General features: G+C 52.7%; 15 protein-coding genes. 1 reads left to right on the forward strand and 14 read right to left on the reverse strand.

Annotated features, from left to right (window positions below):
* Positions 1 to 26: 26 nt before the first annotated feature.
* From murG to leuO, 14 genes are all read right to left on the reverse strand, one after another.
* On the reverse strand, positions 27 to 1,094 hold the full coding sequence (gene murG, locus GUC46_RS19830) for an undecaprenyldiphospho-muramoylpentapeptide beta-N-acetylglucosaminyltransferase (RefSeq protein WP_003018767.1): 1,068 nt from the start codon (positions 1,092 to 1,094) through the stop codon (positions 27 to 29).
* Positions 1,091 to 2,335 (reverse strand): cell division protein FtsW, encoded by a 1,245-nt coding sequence (gene ftsW / locus GUC46_RS19835; RefSeq protein ID WP_003018770.1) that lies wholly within the window; start codon positions 2,333 to 2,335, stop codon positions 1,091 to 1,093. The genes murG and ftsW overlap by 4 nt, the downstream gene beginning before the upstream one ends.
* Positions 2,335 to 3,651, reverse strand: a complete 1,317-nt coding sequence (gene murD, locus GUC46_RS19840) for a UDP-N-acetylmuramoyl-L-alanine--D-glutamate ligase (protein WP_016149555.1) — start codon at positions 3,649 to 3,651, stop codon at positions 2,335 to 2,337. The genes ftsW and murD overlap by 1 nt, the downstream gene beginning before the upstream one ends.
* 2 nt (positions 3,652 to 3,653) lie before the next feature.
* Complete coding sequence (gene mraY, locus GUC46_RS19845) at positions 3,654 to 4,736, reverse strand: phospho-N-acetylmuramoyl-pentapeptide-transferase (RefSeq protein WP_003018774.1); 1,083 nt, start codon at positions 4,734 to 4,736, stop codon at positions 3,654 to 3,656.
* Complete coding sequence (gene murF / locus GUC46_RS19850) at positions 4,730 to 6,088, reverse strand: UDP-N-acetylmuramoyl-tripeptide--D-alanyl-D-alanine ligase (protein ID WP_061549274.1); 1,359 nt, start codon at positions 6,086 to 6,088, stop codon at positions 4,730 to 4,732. The genes mraY and murF overlap by 7 nt, the downstream gene beginning before the upstream one ends.
* On the reverse strand, positions 6,085 to 7,572 hold the full coding sequence (gene murE, locus GUC46_RS19855) for a UDP-N-acetylmuramoyl-L-alanyl-D-glutamate--2,6-diaminopimelate ligase (protein ID WP_003018780.1): 1,488 nt from the start codon (positions 7,570 to 7,572) through the stop codon (positions 6,085 to 6,087). The genes murF and murE overlap by 4 nt, the downstream gene beginning before the upstream one ends.
* Complete coding sequence (gene ftsI / locus GUC46_RS19860) at positions 7,559 to 9,325, reverse strand: peptidoglycan glycosyltransferase FtsI (protein WP_160180641.1); 1,767 nt, start codon at positions 9,323 to 9,325, stop codon at positions 7,559 to 7,561. The genes murE and ftsI overlap by 14 nt, the downstream gene beginning before the upstream one ends.
* Positions 9,326 to 9,340: 15 nt before the next feature.
* Positions 9,341 to 9,706 (reverse strand): cell division protein FtsL, encoded by a 366-nt coding sequence (ftsL, locus tag GUC46_RS19865; RefSeq protein WP_000625651.1) that lies wholly within the window; start codon positions 9,704 to 9,706, stop codon positions 9,341 to 9,343.
* On the reverse strand, positions 9,703 to 10,644 hold the full coding sequence (gene rsmH, locus GUC46_RS19870) for a 16S rRNA (cytosine(1402)-N(4))-methyltransferase RsmH (protein ID WP_003018789.1): 942 nt from the start codon (positions 10,642 to 10,644) through the stop codon (positions 9,703 to 9,705). Before rsmH ends, ftsL begins: the two co-directional genes overlap by 4 nt.
* Before the next feature lies 1 nt (position 10,645).
* Entirely contained in the window at positions 10,646 to 11,104 is a 459-nt protein-coding gene (gene mraZ, locus GUC46_RS19875) for a division/cell wall cluster transcriptional repressor MraZ (protein WP_003018792.1), read from the reverse strand.
* A gap of 613 nt (positions 11,105 to 11,717) precedes the next feature.
* The gene (gene cra, locus GUC46_RS19880) at positions 11,718 to 12,722 is read right to left on the reverse strand and encodes a catabolite repressor/activator (RefSeq protein WP_003018794.1); all 1,005 of its coding nucleotides are present in this window, start codon (positions 12,720 to 12,722) and stop codon (positions 11,718 to 11,720) included.
* A gap of 180 nt (positions 12,723 to 12,902) precedes the next feature.
* Complete coding sequence (gene ilvN / locus GUC46_RS19885; RefSeq protein WP_003829566.1) at positions 12,903 to 13,394, reverse strand: acetolactate synthase small subunit; 492 nt, start codon at positions 13,392 to 13,394, stop codon at positions 12,903 to 12,905.
* Between the two features lie 2 nt (positions 13,395 to 13,396).
* Positions 13,397 to 15,121: an acetolactate synthase 3 large subunit gene (gene ilvI / locus GUC46_RS19890; protein ID WP_003845729.1), complete on the reverse strand. Its 1,725-nt coding sequence runs from the start codon at positions 15,119 to 15,121 to the stop codon at positions 13,397 to 13,399.
* Between the two features lie 318 nt (positions 15,122 to 15,439).
* Positions 15,440 to 16,387 carry a transcriptional regulator LeuO gene (gene leuO, locus GUC46_RS19895; protein ID WP_003837423.1) on the reverse strand — a complete coding sequence of 316 codons (948 nt, stop codon included), beginning with the start codon at positions 16,385 to 16,387 and terminating at the stop codon, positions 15,440 to 15,442.
* A 653-nt stretch (positions 16,388 to 17,040) separates the two neighbouring features.
* Here leuO and leuL point away from each other — a divergent pair.
* On the forward strand, positions 17,041 to 17,127 hold the full coding sequence (gene leuL, locus GUC46_RS19900; protein WP_048998978.1) for a leu operon leader peptide: 87 nt from the start codon (positions 17,041 to 17,043) through the stop codon (positions 17,125 to 17,127).
* Positions 17,128 to 17,129: the final 2 nt, after the last annotated feature.

The following is a 17,129-nucleotide window of genomic DNA, read 5'->3' on the forward strand; positions in this document are numbered from 1 at the left end:
ATGCGATGCAAAAGGCATCACCACAATTACGCCCGGGCAGCCCGGCTCACTTCATTAGCAACACGCTCTGTGGCATCCGGTATGGATGCGGCGCGCGCACGTTCTGCCATGGTTAATAAGGTTTCTCGCGACCACCCGGAAAGGGTGTTAGCGACGGCATCCACAGTAAACTGCGGCTGCTCAAGAATTTTGGCGGCGCCCGCTTTCTCCAGCGGCAGCGCATTCCAGTACTGCTGTCGATCTTTGTGCTGGAAAGGCACAAACAGCGCAGGCAAACCTGCGGCAGCAATTTCACTTACCGTCAGCGCACCTGAGCGACAAACTACGACATCCGCCCACGCGTAGGCGGCTGCCATATCATCAATAAACTCAGTGACCTTGTGCTGCGGTTGTCCAGCGTCAGCATATGCCTGTTCAACGGTTTGCTGCGCACCTTTGCCGCTCTGATGCCAAATAGTCACCGCGTCACCAAGCTCTGCGGCAACCTGCGGCATCGTCTGGTTCAATACGCGTGCACCCTGAGACCCCCCGACGACCAGCACGCGAACCGGGCCTTCACGCCCTGCCAGACGTACTTCGGGCGACGGCAGCGCCAGAACGTCGGTGCGTACCGGGTTACCCACCACTTCCGCATTCGGGAAAGCGCCAGGAAAAGCCTGCATCACCGTAGTGGCAATTTTCGCCAGCCACTTGTTGGTTAATCCCGCAATGCCATTCTGCTCATGCAGTACAACCGGAATGCCTAATGACCAGGCTGCCAGACCGCCAGGGCCGGACACGTAGCCGCCCATACCCAGCACCACATCAGGCTTAAACTGCTTCATGATGGCCCGCGCCTGACGCCAGGCATTAAAAATACGCACGGGGGCGGCAAGCAGAGCGTTGACACCTTTGCCACGCAAACCGGAGATGCGAATAAAGTCAATTTCAATGCCATGCTTCGGCACTAAGTCCGCTTCCATACGATCGGCGGTGCCCAGCCAACGAACTTGCCAGCCCTGAGCCATTAAATGATGCGCGACCGCCAGCCCCGGGAACACATGCCCGCCGGTACCGCCTGCCATCACCATTAACCGCTTCGGTTGACCACTCATCGTGCACCTCGTGTAAACGCCTGGGCTTTTTCCAGACGCGTTTCATAATCAATACGTAACAAAAACATGATGGCCGTCGACATAATCAACAAACTGGAACCACCATAACTGATCAGCGGTAACGTCAGACCTTTGGTTGGCAGCATACCAGCTGCCGCACCGACGTTTACCAGCGCCTGGAAGCTAAACCAAATCCCGATGGAGCAGGCTAAAAAGCCTGAAAAACGGTGGTCAATTTCCAGCGCTTTGCGGCCAATCGACATCGCGCGAAAAGCGACGAAGAATACCATTAAAAGTGCCAATACCACACCGATATAACCCAGCTCTTCCCCAATGATGGCGAAGATGAAGTCGGTGTGCGCTTCCGGTAAATACTCCAGTTTTTGCACCGAATTACCTAACCCCTGCCCCCAAATCTCACCGCGACCAAAAGCCATCAGCGATTGCGTTAACTGGTAGCCGCTGCCAAACGGATCTTCCCATGGGTTCCAGAAGGAGGTTACGCGGCGAATACGATACGGTTCGGCAAGGATCAGCAGCACTACCGCCGAAATCCCCATACCGATAATGGCAATGAACTGCCACAGTTTCGCCCCAGCGAGAAACAGCATCGCCAGCGTCGTGACAAACAGCACCACTACCGTACCAAGGTCAGGCTGCGCCAGCAGCAAGATTGCCAGCACCAGAATCACACCCATCGGTTTTAAGAAGCCGCGCAGGTTGTTACGCACTTCATCGACTTTACGCACCAGGTAGTTGGCGAGATAACAGAACAGCGACAGCTTGGTGAATTCCGCAGGCTGAATACGCAGTGGACCCAGCGCGATCCAGCGCGATGCCCCGTTAACGGAGCTCCCCACCACCAGAACGATCAACAACATGATGATCGAGGCGATCAGCATCGTCGTGCTGTACTTTTGCCAGAACTCCATCGGCAGACGTAGCGTCACCATCGCCAGACAGAACGCGAGGAAAATATACAGCGCGTCACGTTTAGCGAACAGGAAGGGATCGCCTGCCAGGCGTTGCCCTACGGGCATCGATGCCGATGTCACCATCACAAAACCGATCGCTGCCAGACCAAAAGTCAGCCACAGCAGCATGCGGTCATACATGATCAGGCTGTCCGCGTCTTTATCACGCGAAGCCATCACCCAGCCTTTAAGTGCCGCGAAGATCCACGCCAGGACACCCAGTCCCGGTACGCGCGGCATTTTCAGACGAGGGAGAGAGAAGCGCATCAACCCAACTCCTTCGCCAAACGGGTAAAGACGTCACCACGTTGCTCAAAGTTCTTGAACTGGTCAAGGCTGGCACAGGCTGGCGACAGCAGCACCATATCACCCGACTTCACACGCGGTGCGAGCAGACGCATTGCCTGCTCCATGGTTTCAGTGTGTTCCGCAACCTCAGGACGCAGAGCGGCAAGCTGTGCGCCATCGCGACCAAAGCAGTACAGACGAATGTTGTCGCCAGTCAGGTAACGTTGCAGCGGCATAAAGTCGGCGGACTTCCCGTCACCGCCCAGCAGCAGGTGCAGCGTACCCTCAACGTGCAGACCATTCAGTGCCGCTTCGGTGCTGCCGACGTTGGTGGCTTTTGAATCGTTGATCCAACGCACACCGTTATGATTCAGTACCAACTGGAAACGATGCGCCAGACCGGTAAAGGTAGTCAGCGCTTTCAGGCTGGACGCCCGCGGCAGACCCGCAGCATCCGCCAGCGCCAGCGCCGCCAGGGCGTTGGTATAGTTATGCTGGCCGGTAAGCGTCATCTCTTTCACGTTCAGGACTTTTTCACCCTTCACCCGCAACCAGGTTTCACCCTGCTGACGATTGAGATGATAGTCACCCATATTGATGCCAAAGCTCACGCAGCGCTCATCCGCCCCGCGAATCGGCATGGTCAGCGCATCATCAGCATTGACCACACACACTTTCGCATTCTCATAGACACGCAGTTTGGCCGCACGGTACTGCTGCAAGCCAAACGGATACCTGTCCATATGATCTTCGGTGACGTTCAAAATGGTGGCCGCCACGGCCTGTAAACTGGAGGTTGTTTCCAGTTGGAAGCTCGACAGCTCGAGAACATACAACTCGCGTTCGTCATCCAGCAGCATCAACGCGGGTAAGCCGATATTTCCGCCAACCCCCACGTTCACGCCGGCAGCTTTCGCCATTTCGCCAACCAGCGTCGTGACGGTACTTTTACCGTTTGAACCGGTGATCGCGACGATCGGCGCCTGCGCTTCGCGGCAGAACAGCTCAATGTCGCCAACAATTTCAATCCCTGCATCAGCAGCAGCGCTCAACGAAGGGTGCGCCAGGGCAATACCAGGGCTGGCGACGATGAGATCGGCAGCCAGCAGCCAGTCATCATTCAGGCTACCAACATGACGCTCAACCGCTTCCGGTAATTTATCCAGACCAGGCGGCGTCGCACGGGTATCCATTACGCGCGGCGTCACGCCACGCGCCAGGAAGAAATCCACGCAGGACAGTCCGGTCAACCCCAGACCGATAATGACGACTTTTTTACCCTGGTAATCAGCCATGATTAACGTACCTTCAGCGTTGCCAGGCCAATCAGCACCAGCATCAGCGAAATAATCCAGAAGCGCACAATGACGCGCGGTTCCGGCCAGCCTTTCAGTTCATAGTGATGGTGAATCGGCGCCATACGGAAGATGCGCTGTCCGCGCAGCTTAAAGGAGCCAACCTGCAGAATGACCGACAGTGTTTCTACAACAAATACGCCGCCCATGATTACCAGCAGGAACTCTTGACGCAGCAGCACGGCAATAATGCCCAGCGCGCCACCCAGCGCCAGCGAACCGACGTCACCCATAAAGACCTGCGCCGGATAGGTGTTAAACCACAGGAAACCTAATCCCGCACCGACAATCGCCGTACAGACGATCACCAGTTCGCCTGCATGGCGTAAATAGGGAATGTGCAGATAGTTGGCAAAGTTCATGTTACCGGTAGCCCATGCCACCAGCGCAAAACCCGCTGCTACGAACACGGTCGGCATAATCGCCAGACCATCCAGGCCATCGGTAAGATTGACCGCGTTGCCGGTCCCCACAATCACGAAGTACGCCAGCAGAACATAGAACAGACCCAGTTGCGGCATCACGTCTTTAAAGAACGGCACCACCAGCTCGGTAGCCGGGGTGTCTTTACCGGCGAGGTACAGCGCAAAGGCTACACCCAGCGCAATCACCGACATCCAGAAGTACTTCCAGCGGGCAATCAGGCCCTTGGTATCTTTGCGCACCACTTTGCGGTAGTCATCGACAAAACCGATAATGCCGTAGCCAATCAATACCACCAGCACGCACCATACGTACGGGTTCGACGGATATGCCCACAGCAGTACGGAGATAACTATCGCGGTGAGGATCATGATCCCACCCATGGTTGGCGTACCACGTTTACTAAAGTGTGATTCTGGGCCGTCGTTACGCACGACCTGACCAAATGACATTTTTTGCAAGCGGGCAATCATACGCGGGCCCATCCACAAAGAGATGAACAGCGCGGTCAGCAGGCTGACGATGGCGCGAAACGTCAGATAGGAAAAGACGTTAAAGCCGGAATAATATTTGACCAAATGTTCGGCCAGCCAAACTAACATGTCCCATTCTCCTGTAATGCGCGTACTACCTCTTCCATGGCGGCACTACGTGAACCCTTCACTAAAATCGTCATGACCTGATGTTCTGCAATCAATGCTTTAAGATGCGCGGCCAGCGCACTTTTATCCGCAAAATGTTCGCCAACGCCACTGGCGTCGCTAATTGCCTGACTCAGTTTTCCCGTACTCAGTACACGGTCGATGCCTGCGGCTTTCGCAGCAACACCCACCTGTACATGGCATGTTTCGCTTTCTGCGCCAAGCTCTGCCATATCGCCAACGACCAGTACGCGATAGCCCGGCATTTCAGACAGCACCTGCACCGCTGCGGTCATCGAACCGACGTTCGCGTTATAGGAGTCGTCCAGCAGCAGCTGATTTTCCGCGAGTTGAATCGGGAACAGACGCCCCGGTACCGCTTGCAGATCCTTCAAACCCGCTTTGATCGCCTCGTGCGTCGCGCCTACCGCCATAGAGAGCGCCGCCGCCGCAAGGGCGTTAGCGATATTATGGCGACCCGGTAACGGCAGCAGGACATCAATGTTTCCGGTCGGCGTTTGCAGAGAAAATTCCGTTCCATGCGAGGTCACATGAACGTTGGTCGCCGAAAAGTCGCTATTGGCTGCATTCGGGGAGAAACGCCAGACTTTGCGATCGCCGATGATGCTTTGCCAGTTCAGCCAGTCGTTGTTGTCGGCATTCATAATGGCGATACCGTTCGCTGACAGACCGGTAAAAATCTCACCTTTTGCCTTCGCAACGCCCGCCAGAGAGCCGAAGCCTTCCAGGTGCGCGGCGGCCAGGTTGTTCACCAGCGCCGCTTCCGGACGCGTCAGGCCGACGGTCCAGGCGATTTCGCCCTGATGGTTGGCACCGAGCTCAATCACGGCATAGTCGTAATCGTTGTTTAAGCGCAGCAGCGTCATCGGTACACCGATGTCGTTATTCAGGTTGCCCGCGGTATATAGGGTGTTACCACACTGGCTCAGAATGGCAGCCGTCATCTCTTTGACGGACGTTTTACCGGATGAGCCGGTCAGCGCGACAACGCGCGCCGGAACCTGGGCGCGAACCCACGCAGCCAGTTCACCAAACGCCAGACGCGTATCGTTAACAATCAACTGCGGCAGGTTGGTGTCCAACGGACGGCTGACCAACAGCGCACCGGCCCCGCTCTCTTGCGCTTTGTCTGCAAAATCATGGGCATCAAAGCGTTCGCCTTTCAGTGCCACAAACAGGCAGCCCGGCGTCACTTTACGCGTATCGGTTGTTACGGCATCAAGGGTCAGATCGGCCCCTTTCAATTCGCCACGGAGGATCTCCGCCAGTTGGCTGAGCGTTACGCTAATCATGCGATAACCCCCAGCAGACGCGCTGCCGTGACGCGGTCAGAATAATCGAGGCGCTGTGAACCAACGATCTGGTAGTCTTCATGACCTTTACCGGCCACCAGCACCACATCATTTTCTTTCGCCTGCATAATGGCGTTTGTCACCGCTTCTGCGCGACCTTCCATCACCTTCGCCTGTCCGGCATCCAGCATCCCCGCCAGAATGTCGTTAATAATGGCGCGCGGCTCTTCGGTACGCGGGTTGTCATCAGTCACCACGACAACATCTGCAAACTGCTCGGCAATTGCGCCCATCAACGGACGTTTGCCTTTATCGCGATCGCCGCCGCAGCCAAAGACGCACCACAGTTTGCCAGTACAGTGCAAACGTGCCGCCTGTAGCGCTTTTTCCAGCGCATCTGGCGTATGGGCGTAATCAACAACCACGGTGGTTTTACCCGGCGCACTGAACACTTCCATACGCCCGCAAACCGGCTGCAATTGTGTCGCCGTTTTCAGTAAATCAGCTAACGGATAGCCCAGTGCCAGCAGCGTTGCCAGCGCCAGCAGCAGATTGCTGACGTTAAACGCCCCCATCAGGCGGCTTTCAATTTCACCGTCGCCCCATGAGGAGGTAAAACGAATCGTTGCCCCGCTGTCGTGATACTTCACGTCAACCGCTTTTAACCAACGACCGTGACAGTTCGGGTTGATGTGGTCTTCCATCGAAACGGCAACCGCATCCGGGAGTTTCGCCAGCCAGCGACGACCGACTTCATCATCCGCATTGACGATGGCCTGACCGCAATGGTGCGTGGAATACAGCAGCCATTTCGCGGCTTCGTAATGTTCCATGTCGCCGTGGTAGTCGAGATGGTCACGGCTTAAGTTAGTAAATACTGATGCGGCAAACTTCAGCGCCGCCACGCGATGCTGAACCAGACCGTGTGAAGAGACTTCCATCGCGCCAACCGTTGCGCCCTGCGCAACCAGCCCCGCCAGCACATGCTGGACATCAACGGCTGAACCGGTGGTATTTTCCGTCGGGATCACTTTGCCCAGCAGGCCATTGCCTACTGTTCCCATCACCGCGCTGGTTTCGCCAAGCAGTTGGCTCCACTGTGCCAGCAGTTGGGTGGTGGTGGTTTTACCGTTAGTCCCGGTCACACCGACCAGACGCATTTTCTCAGAAGGCTCGTGGTAAAAACGGCCTGCCAGTGCAGATAAACGTTCGTTAAGCTGACTAAGATAGATGACCGGAACGCCGTGCATTTCACGGATTTCACCATCAGTAGCTTCATCTTTCGCTTCTGCAATAATGGCAGCCACACCTTGCGCTATCGCCTGCGGGATATACCGACGCCCGTCCGCCTGATGACCTAATACTGCGACAAAGAGATCGCCCGATGCAGCCACACGGCTGTCAAGCGTCATCTCCCGCAGTGCTCGCTCCGGTGCACCCGGCACCCATGGAGCAAGAAGGTCGCGCAAATTACGATCTGCCACCTGTTGCCTCGCCTTGATTATTCACAAATTCATTTTTATCGCCCGTTGTCTGCGCATCCGGCTCGATGTTCATGGTACGCAGTACGCCGCCCATGATGGCACCAAAGACCGGCGCGGAAACGGCGCCACCGTAGTATTTACCCGCCTGCGGATCGTTGATAACAACAACCAGCGCGAAGCGCGGCTGACTCGCAGGCGCAACACCTGCGGTATAAGCAATGTATTTGTTGATGTAGCGGCCATCCGGCCCTACTTTTTTCGCTGTACCGGTTTTAATGGCGATACGATAACCTTTAATCGCCGCTTTCACGCCGCCGCCGCCGGGCAGCGCCACGCTTTCCATCATGTGCACCACGGTACGCACGGTCGCTTCCGGGAAGATACGCTCGCCCGGAACTGGAGGGTCAACTTTAGTAATCGACAGTGGACGATAAACGCCGTAACTGCCGATCGTTGCATAGACTCGCGCTAACTGTAACGGCGTTACCATTAGCCCGTAGCCGAAAGAGAAGGTGGCCCTCTCTATGTCAGACCACCGTTGTTTTTGAGGATATAAGCCACTGCGTTCTCCGACCAACCCCAAATTGGTCGCTTTTCCCAGCCCAAAACGTGAGTAAGTATCTACTAACGCTGAGGACGGCATCGCTAACGCCAGCTTGGAAACACCGACGTTACTCGACTTCTGCAAAACCCCGGTGAGGGTTAATTCGCTATAACGTGCCACGTCTTTGATTTCGTGGCCATTAATTCGGTAAGGGATAGTGTTGAGGACCGTATTTTCGCGTACCACACCGCGCTGCAGCGCGGTCATCACCACCATCGGTTTAACGGTAGAACCCGGTTCAAACACGTCGGTAATGGTGCGGTTACGCATCGCGTCTTTTGGCGTACCGGTGAGATTGTTCGGGTTGTAGGACGGACTGTTGGCCATTGCCAGCACTTCACCGGTGTTCACATCCACCAGTACCGCACTGCCTGACTCCGCCTTGTTGAACGCCACGGCGTTATTCAGTTCACGGTAGACCAGTGCCTGTAAACGCTCATCAATGCTCAACGCGAGGTTATGCGCCGCCTGGCTGTCGGTAGAAGAGATATCTTCAATGACGCGGCCATACCGGTCTTTACGTACAATACGCTCGCCCGGTTGTCCGGTGAGCCACTTGTCGAAGCTCTTCTCAACGCCTTCAATGCCCTGGCTGTCGACGTTCGTAAAACCGATGAGGTGAGCAGTCACTTCCCCGGAAGGGTAGTAACGGCGGGATTCTTCGCGCAGATGGATACCTGGCAGCTTCAGTTTTTTGATGTAGTCAGCCATGTCAGGGTTTACCTGACGCGCCAGATAGATAAAGCGCCCTTTCGGGTTGGCGTTAATGCGGGAAGCCAGTTGATCGAGCGGGAGATTCAGCGCGGTTGACAGCGCTCTCCAGCGTTCGCCAACGCTCACTCCGCCGGCATCATGTACTTCTTTCGGGTCGGCCCATATAGCTTTAACCGGAACACTCACCGCCAGCGGACGACCAGAGCGGTCGGTAATCATTCCGCGCGATGTAGACACTTCCTGGACGCGTAGAGAGCGCATATCACCCTGACGCACCAGCATGTCCGGCGCGATGATTTGCAGCCAGGCAACGCGACCCAGCAGAAAACCCAGTGCCAGCAAAATACAGCCGCACAGTAACGCAAAACGCCAACTGATAAAGTTGGCTTGTTCTTCCTGGCGTTTTGGTTTGTGCGTTTTTGCCGCTGCTTTCATGCGTCGCGTTTATCCTTATTTTTGTACTACGATATTTTCTTGTGAGGGATCGACATGCTGCATTTGCAGCTTTTCCGTTGCGATCCGTTCAACACGGCTATGGTCGCCGAGCGCGTTCTCCTCAAGGATCAAGTTACGCCATTCGATATCCAGCGCATCTCGCTCCAGGACCAGTTGCTCACGCTGCGCAGTCAGTAACCGCGTGTGGTGCGCTGTTGTCACGACGGTAACCGCCGTCAAAATAATGCAAATGAACAGGCAGAGTGGCAGCTTCCCAAACCGCAAAAGATCGTCACCGATCACGCCAGGCAAGGCATGGCGCTCGTTGCTTCCTATCGATCCTTTAACTTTGCTGAGGGCTTCTGTCACTCTGCTGATCATGCGTTCGTCCTCTCTGCAATACGCAGAACTGAACTACGGGCACGAGGATTCTCAGCGACCTCCTCTTCACCCGGCATCATCTTGCCTAGTGCTCTTAACTCACGGCCGCCCAGTTTTTTGATCTGCGCTTCGGTCATCGGTATTCCAGCCGGTACCTGAGGACCACGGCTTTGTTCACGCATAAAGCGTTTCACAATGCGGTCTTCAAGCGAATGGAAACTGATGATCGAAAGGCGACCACCTGGAGCCAGCACGCTGAGCGAGCTTTTTAGCGCCTGCTCTATCTCCTCCAGTTCACTGTTCACCCAAATGCGCACCGCCTGGAAGGTACGGGTCGCGGGATGTTTGAATTTGTCCTTCACCGGCATTGCCGCCGCAATAACTTCCGCCAGTTCTTTGGTGCGGGTCATCGGTTCGATGCGGTTACGCTCCACGATGGCTCGGGCAATGCGTTTGCCGAAGCGCTCTTCGCCAAAGGTTTTAATCACCCAGGCAATGTCTGCTTCATCAGCGGTTTGCAGCCATTCGGCCGCTGACTGACCGCGTGTTGGGTCCATACGCATATCTAACGGACCGTCACGCATAAACGAGAAACCGCGCTCTGCGTCATCGAGCTGCGGTGAAGAAACGCCCAGATCGAGAAGAATCCCGTCGATCTTACCGGTCAGTCCACGCTCAGCGACATAGTCAGCCAGCGCAGAGAAAGGTCCATGTACGATGGAGAAGCGAGGATCGGTAATCGTTTTAGCAACGGCAATAGCCTGCGGATCGCGATCGATTGCCAGTAAACGCCCCTCTTCGCCAAGCTGGGAGAGGATCAGACGTGAGTGACCACCGCGACCAAATGTCCCGTCAATGTAGATGCCGTCTGGACGAATATTCAGGCCGTTTACGGCTTCATCCAGCAACACCGTTGTATGTTTATAATTTTCCGTCATTTTATAGAGACAAATCCTGCAATCGTTCCGACAAAGCGCCAGTAACAGACTGCTCAGCGTCGATATCTTCCTTGACCTGTTGATACCAGGTCGTTTCATCCCACAGCTCAAACTTATTGAACTGCCCAACCAGCATCACTTCTTTCGTTAGCCCTGCGTGTTGCCGCAGAATAGGCGCTATCAGTAATCGACCAGCGTTATCCATCTGACATTCGCTGGCATGACCCAACAATAAGCGCTGTACGCGACGCTCAACTGGATTCATGCTCGACAGACGCGATAGCTTCTGCTCGATTATTTCCCATTCAGGCAGGGGGTACAGCAGCAGGCACGGGTGATGGATGTCAATGGTGCAAACCATTTGACCGGTAGCGCTCTCAAGCAGTTGATCCCGATAACGGGTAGGCACGGATAAGCGCCCTTTACTGTCGAGATTAACTAACGTTGCTCCCCGGAACATGCCAGTCTCACCCCCGATTACCACTTTATCCCACAAATTCCCACTTAAAGGAGTTTACGGAGCGGAGGAAAACCTTGTCAAGCAAGTCGCGGCGCTTAGCGGAGCAAAAAACCCATTGTTTACGGCTAATATCTGCGTTGAACAAAATCCGTACAGCAAACGAAGCAAATTAACGTCATGAATATTTGTAAGAAAAAAATCCAACAACTCATCATTGTTTAAAACAACTGAATATCATCAGAAGAAAATATAAAGTGTCAGTTTGCGACGCGAGCGGCATTTTAGGACAATATGCAGCGAGTTAACAGTACCAGTTAATCGGTCTGTACGCCGCGCAGGACCAAGGTAAGCACCAGATGGCCGCAATACGGGAGCAAAGTGTTTGTTAATTCGGCAAATCCACACATGCATGTAACAAAATAATACAACCGTAACGCGTCGTTACGTATCAATAACCCAAAAATGGATAGTTGCATTTTTAATTCGGGGTATTTCAAGAATACATTTCAGATAATTCTAAAGAATATTCTTAAATATAATGCGGTTATTTCTGAGAATAGAAAAACTGAAGACGTCAGAGGCTTATCCCGCCGACGTCATCAATTGAGGAAACTTAGTTACGGCTGAGAATACCGCGACGGTACAGATTACGCCGTATACGCGTTAAACCTGGTTTTGGTTTACGCGGTTCGTCCAGACTTGCCAGTACAATCTCCAGCACGCGTTCCGCGACATCACGATGGCGCTGTGCCACCGCCAGTACAGGGCACTGCAGGAAGTCGAGCAGTTCATGATCACCAAAAGTCGCAATCGCTAAATCAGACGGCAACTGCCCATCACGACGCAGGGTCACATCCATCACCCCCTGCAACAGGGCAAACGACGTGGTAAACAACGCCTGAGGCATTGGGTGCGTTTCCAGCCATTTATCAAACAGCTGCGCTGCAGCTTCCCGCTCATAGCTGTTGGCGTACAGGAAATGGACTTCACGCGGATCGTCCTTCCACGCGGTACGAAAACCCTGTTCACGCAGGAAACTGACGGATAATTCAGGAAGCGCGCCCAGATAGAGGACGGTTTCAGCAGGGAATTTGCGTAACTCTTCCGCCAGCATTTCCGCATCATCCTGATCTGCACCCACAACGCTGGTAAAATGTTCGCGATCCAGTGCACGATCCAGCGCCACAATCGGGAATGAACTGTTTGCCCAGCGTTGGTAGAACGGATGTTCAGGCGGCAAGGAAGTCGACACAATAATGGCATCGACCTGGCGCTGTAAAAGATGCTCAATACAGCGCATTTCGTTATCTGGCTGATCTTCAGAGCAGGCAATCAACAGCTGATACCCACGTTGACGCGCCTGGCGCTCCAGATAGTTTGCGATCCGGGTATAGCTCGTGTTCTCAAGATCCGGGATCACCAGCCCGATAGAACGTGTGCGTCCAGCACGCAGCCCGGCCGCCACGGCATTCGGGTGGTAATTATGCTCGCGCACCACCGCCATGACTTTTTCAACCGTTTTGTCGCTTACGCGATATTGCTTTGCTTTGCCATTAATAACGTAGCTTGCAGTCGTTCGCGAAACGCCGGCCAACCGAGCGATTTCATCCAGTTTCACAATTGCCCCTTGCGTAAAATGTACAAACCATAACCTTTGTGATGGCATGGGTTAAATTTATTAACATCTAAGCGCAGAATAATGACTCCGGCAACCGCTTTTGTCTCTGGTTACCGCTGATTTCGCAAAAAAAAGCCCAACCTGAGTCGTTGGGCTTGCGAATTAAGAACCCGATCATGATTAACGCATGATTTTATCGCCACGGGAAAGCCCCACCACGCCGGAGCGAGCAACTTCCACAATTTTAGCGACTTCACGCAGCGTTGCCAGAAACGCATCCAGCTTATCGCTGGTGCCCGCCAGTTGTACGGTGTAGATAGACGGCGTGACATCGATTATTTGCCCGCGGAAAATCTCCGTGTTGCGTTTCACTTCTTCCCGGCCATAACCGCTGGCCTGGATTTTCACCAGCATGATTTCTCGTTCAACGTGAGCGCCCTGCCCCAGCTCGCTAACGCGCAGAACATCCACCAGTTTGTGGAGCTGCTTTTCGATCTGCTCAAGGACTTTCTCATCCCCTACCGTCTGAATCGTCATCCGCGATAAGGTCGGATCGTCGGTCGGCGCGACGGTCAGGCTTTCAATGTTGTAACCACGCTGGGCGAAGAGGCCAATAACACGCGATAATGCACCTGACTCGTTTTCAAGCAATACTGATAATATCCGGCGCATAATCAGGTCCTCTCCGTTTTGCTTAACCACATTTCATCCATCCCACCCCCACGAATCTGCATCGGGTAGACATGTTCACTACCGTCGACGGTGACATCGACAAACACCAGACGATGGTTACGCACATGTTCCAGCGCTTCGCCCAACTTGCTCTCAAGTTCTTCAGGCCGATTAATCTGGATACCGATATGTCCATAAGCCTCAGCAAGGCGCACGAAATCGGGCAGCGACTGCATGTAAGACTGTGAGTGACGCCCGGAGTAGATCATGTCCTGCCACTGTTTGACCATGCCGAGATAACGGTTGTTAAGGTTGAGTACCAGCACCGGCAGTTCATATTGCAGCGCCGTCGACAGCTCCTGGATATTCATCTGAATGCTGCCATCCCCGGTGACGCACACTACCGTTTCATCCGGCAAAGCCATTTTCACCCCTAACGCCGCAGGTAAACCGAATCCCATAGTGCCGAGGCCGCCTGAGTTAATCCAGCGACGCGGTTTATCGAACGGATAGTAAAGTGCGGCAAACATCTGGTGCTGGCCAACGTCAGAAGTCACATACGCCTCCCCTTTCGTCAGACGCCAGATGGTTTCAATCACCGCCTGCGGCTTAATACTTTCGCTTTGCGTGTCGTATTTCAGACACTGACGGGCGCGCCAGTGCTCAATCTGTTGCCACCAGTCACGATTATCATCCAGCGGCTGCTGAGATTTCTCCTGCTCCAGTAGTTCGAGCATCTGATCCAGCACCAGGCGGGCATCCCCCACAATCGGAATATCCGCAGTAACGGTTTTGGAAATAGAGGTCGGATCGATATCGATATGCAGCACGGTCGCATTCGGACAATATTTTGCCAGGTTATTCGTCGTTCGATCGTCAAAGCGAACGCCGACAGCAAAGATCACATCGGAATGATGCATGGTCATATTGGCTTCGTAAGTACCGTGCATGCCCAACATGCCCAGCGCCTGACGATGCGTGGCCGGAAACGCGCCCAACCCCATGAGCGAGGAGACAACCGGCAGATTCAGCGCTTCAGCAATCTGAGCTAACTGCTCATGGCAAGCGGCATTGACCGCGCCACCGCCCACATAGACAACCGGTTTCTTCGCCGCGACCAGCGTCTGCAACGCCCGTTTTATCTGTCCTTTATGTCCCGTCGTCGTCGGATTATACGAGCGCATACTCACCGAGTCCGGCCAGCTATAAGGCAGTTTCTTCGCCGGATTCAGAATATCCTTCGGCAAATCCACCACCACTGGCCCCGGACGACCGCTTGCTGCCAGCCAGAAGGCTTTTTTCAGCACCTGCGGGATATCTTCCGTTTGTTTGACCAGGAAGCTATGTTTCACCACCGGGCGGGATATACCTACCATGTCGCACTCCTGGAAGGCATCGTAGCCAATCAGCGACGTTGCAACCTGTCCGGAGAGGATCACCAGCGGAATGGAATCCATGTAAGCTGTTGCGATCCCGGTAATCGCGTTGGTCGCCCCCGGCCCGGAGGTGACCAATACGACCCCCACTTCTCCCGTGGCACGCGCAAGGCCATCAGCCATATGTACCGCCGCTTGTTCATGGCGGACCAGCACATGATCAATACCGCCGACCGTATGCAGGGCATCATAAATATCGAGGACGGCCCCCCCGGGATAACCGAATACCTGCTTCACACCCTGATCGATGAGCGATCGGACGACCATCTCGGCTCCAGACAACATCTCCATGGCTTGCCTCACTCTTATAATGAATTGCGGTTTAACAACACATTAACCGCTGACGATGACGCATGGCAATTGACTCCGAAGGGGTGGCACTGGAGTAAATAAGAATAAAAAGGAGGAAAGACGCGAATAAACGGAGAATTAAACCAGCATAAGCAATCAGTATGATAAATAATCGCTTAAAAATGGGAACTTACAGCAATTACTCTATTTTTTGACACTTTTGGACAGACGTAAAAAATAGAGTTCAGCATAAAATTTCAGTTATAAAGTTAAAAGCAGAATAAACAGGATGCGCCGTCCGGTTTACTCTGCTAAATGCTACTGCTTACAAACGGAGACTAACAACTCTTCCATCCATTGATGTCCTTTATCCCGGCCTGCGGCTTCATGCCATGAAAGATAGCATGTGCGGCTGTTCAATTTTAACGGTAAAGGCAAGATCTGTAGTTCTAAAGAATCGGCAAATTCTTCTGCTAACCAACGTGGCGCAATAGAGACCAAATGCGTTTGCGACACAATATTAAGAACGCTAATTAATGCCATGCCCTGATAAGCCACGGAGGATTGTTTATCCGGTGTGTCATACCACGGTTGGCTGAATGATGCGAAGCGATCAAGTGACACCACCGCATGCTGTTCATTATAGACATTGCTTTCCAGTAAAGGACCACTAATGCGCGGATGCTTTTTACTTGCCACTAACACCATTTCGTCATTGAATAACGGAATACTGGTAAATTCAGGACGTCGGAACTCTTCATAGCTAATAACGAATTCAGTTTCCTGGTAACGTAATTGATGCTCTGTATTTTGATTGAGTGAAGATTTAAATACGACATGAATGTTTGGTGCAACTTGCTCAACCCTATTATAAATCAACGAGGTCAGAATATTATCCAATGGGCTGCATACGCAAAGATTGAATACGCGCTCGCTGCTGGCTGGCTCAAAACCCGATCCAGGCAGTTCATTCTGCACTAATTGCAATGCCTGGCGAACAGAACCAAATAGCTGGAAGGCTCTTGCTGTCGGCTGGATACCGCGTCCATAACGAACAAAAAGCTCATCATTAAACATAATTTTCAGACGCGCGACCGCATTACTGACAGCAGGTTGCGACATCCCCAAAGTATGCGCAGCACGGGTGATGTTTTGTTCTTGCATCACCGCGTCAAAGACGGTTAATAAATTAAGATCAACCATGCGAAGCTGTGGTTTCCCAATATCTATAATATTTGTTTTATCTGTTATTTTTACTTCTGGCATATTTAACTCCACTGTCACTCTAAACTCCCTTTTCCCAGACGGAGTGAAGAAATAATCTCCGTTAATATGATTTACCATACATATAAGATGAGAAAAAGAAAAAACATTAAAATTAGGAAAACATAAAGGCACAAACCTAAATGAACAAAGACCAATGCGATCGCAGTGTGGCTGGTGTCACTGCACGGTGATTCATATGTTTAAATTTCAAAAACAATATAACCATAAGCATGGCGAATATACAATCATACGTATAGTGAATGTGTATTTAAGTTTTAATTAAATGTTTATATTATTAATACATTAAAAGTTAACATTAATTTATCAATTTTGTGGTGTTACACCACCCATAGCCATTCATAATTACTATAAAAACAGATAAATCATTAAGATATGAAATTCCAAGAGCGACTTTTCCTTCAGTTCGCCGTTACAATAAATGCAAATAACTATGCTCAAATATGTCAAACCATGAAAATTATGTACAACCATCAACTGATTAATTTTATGTACCCCGAAAAATTCAGCACAATTCGCTTAAGTTTTGCAGAAACTTCCCCCCTCTAACGAGGCATTTGCTGGAGTGAGGGTTGACATCAGTCTTCATATCCAGTACCACTAAAAGCATATCGCATTCGCCTGGAGCTTAATTGATGACTTACATTGCTCGTTTCAACGGTCTACTACTACTAAACGCATCTTCGTTGCGCGGTAGACTGGTGGACGACATTCAGCATTAAGT

This window comes from Citrobacter sp. LUTT5 (assembly GCF_009905315.1).
Lineage (GTDB): Bacteria > Pseudomonadota > Gammaproteobacteria > Enterobacterales > Enterobacteriaceae > Citrobacter > Citrobacter freundii.

Coding starts and splice junctions, on each gene's coding strand:
- murG (WP_003018767.1), bottom strand. CDS start 1,094: ATGAGTGGTCAACCGAAGCGGTTAATGGTGATGGCAGGCGGTACCGGC.
- ftsW (WP_003018770.1), bottom strand. CDS start 2,335: ATGCGCTTCTCTCTCCCTCGTCTGAAAATGCCGCGCGTACCGGGACTG.
- murD (WP_016149555.1), bottom strand. CDS start 3,651: ATGGCTGATTACCAGGGTAAAAAAGTCGTCATTATCGGTCTGGGGTTG.
- mraY (WP_003018774.1), bottom strand. CDS start 4,736: ATGTTAGTTTGGCTGGCCGAACATTTGGTCAAATATTATTCCGGCTTT.
- murF (WP_061549274.1), bottom strand. CDS start 6,088: ATGATTAGCGTAACGCTCAGCCAACTGGCGGAGATCCTCCGTGGCGAA.
- ftsI (WP_160180641.1), bottom strand. CDS start 9,325: ATGAAAGCAGCGGCAAAAACGCACAAACCAAAACGCCAGGAAGAACAA.
- ftsL (WP_000625651.1), bottom strand. CDS start 9,706: ATGATCAGCAGAGTGACAGAAGCCCTCAGCAAAGTTAAAGGATCGATA.
- rsmH (WP_003018789.1), bottom strand. CDS start 10,644: ATGACGGAAAATTATAAACATACAACGGTGTTGCTGGATGAAGCCGTA.
- mraZ (WP_003018792.1), bottom strand. CDS start 11,104: ATGTTCCGGGGAGCAACGTTAGTTAATCTCGACAGTAAAGGGCGCTTA.
- ilvN (WP_003829566.1), bottom strand. CDS start 13,394: ATGCGCCGGATATTATCAGTATTGCTTGAAAACGAGTCAGGTGCATTA.
- ilvI (WP_003845729.1), bottom strand. CDS start 15,121: ATGGAGATGTTGTCTGGAGCCGAGATGGTCGTCCGATCGCTCATCGAT.
- leuO (WP_003837423.1), bottom strand. CDS start 16,387: ATGCCAGAAGTAAAAATAACAGATAAAACAAATATTATAGATATTGGG.
- leuL (WP_048998978.1), top strand. CDS start 17,041: ATGACTTACATTGCTCGTTTCAACGGTCTACTACTACTAAACGCATCT.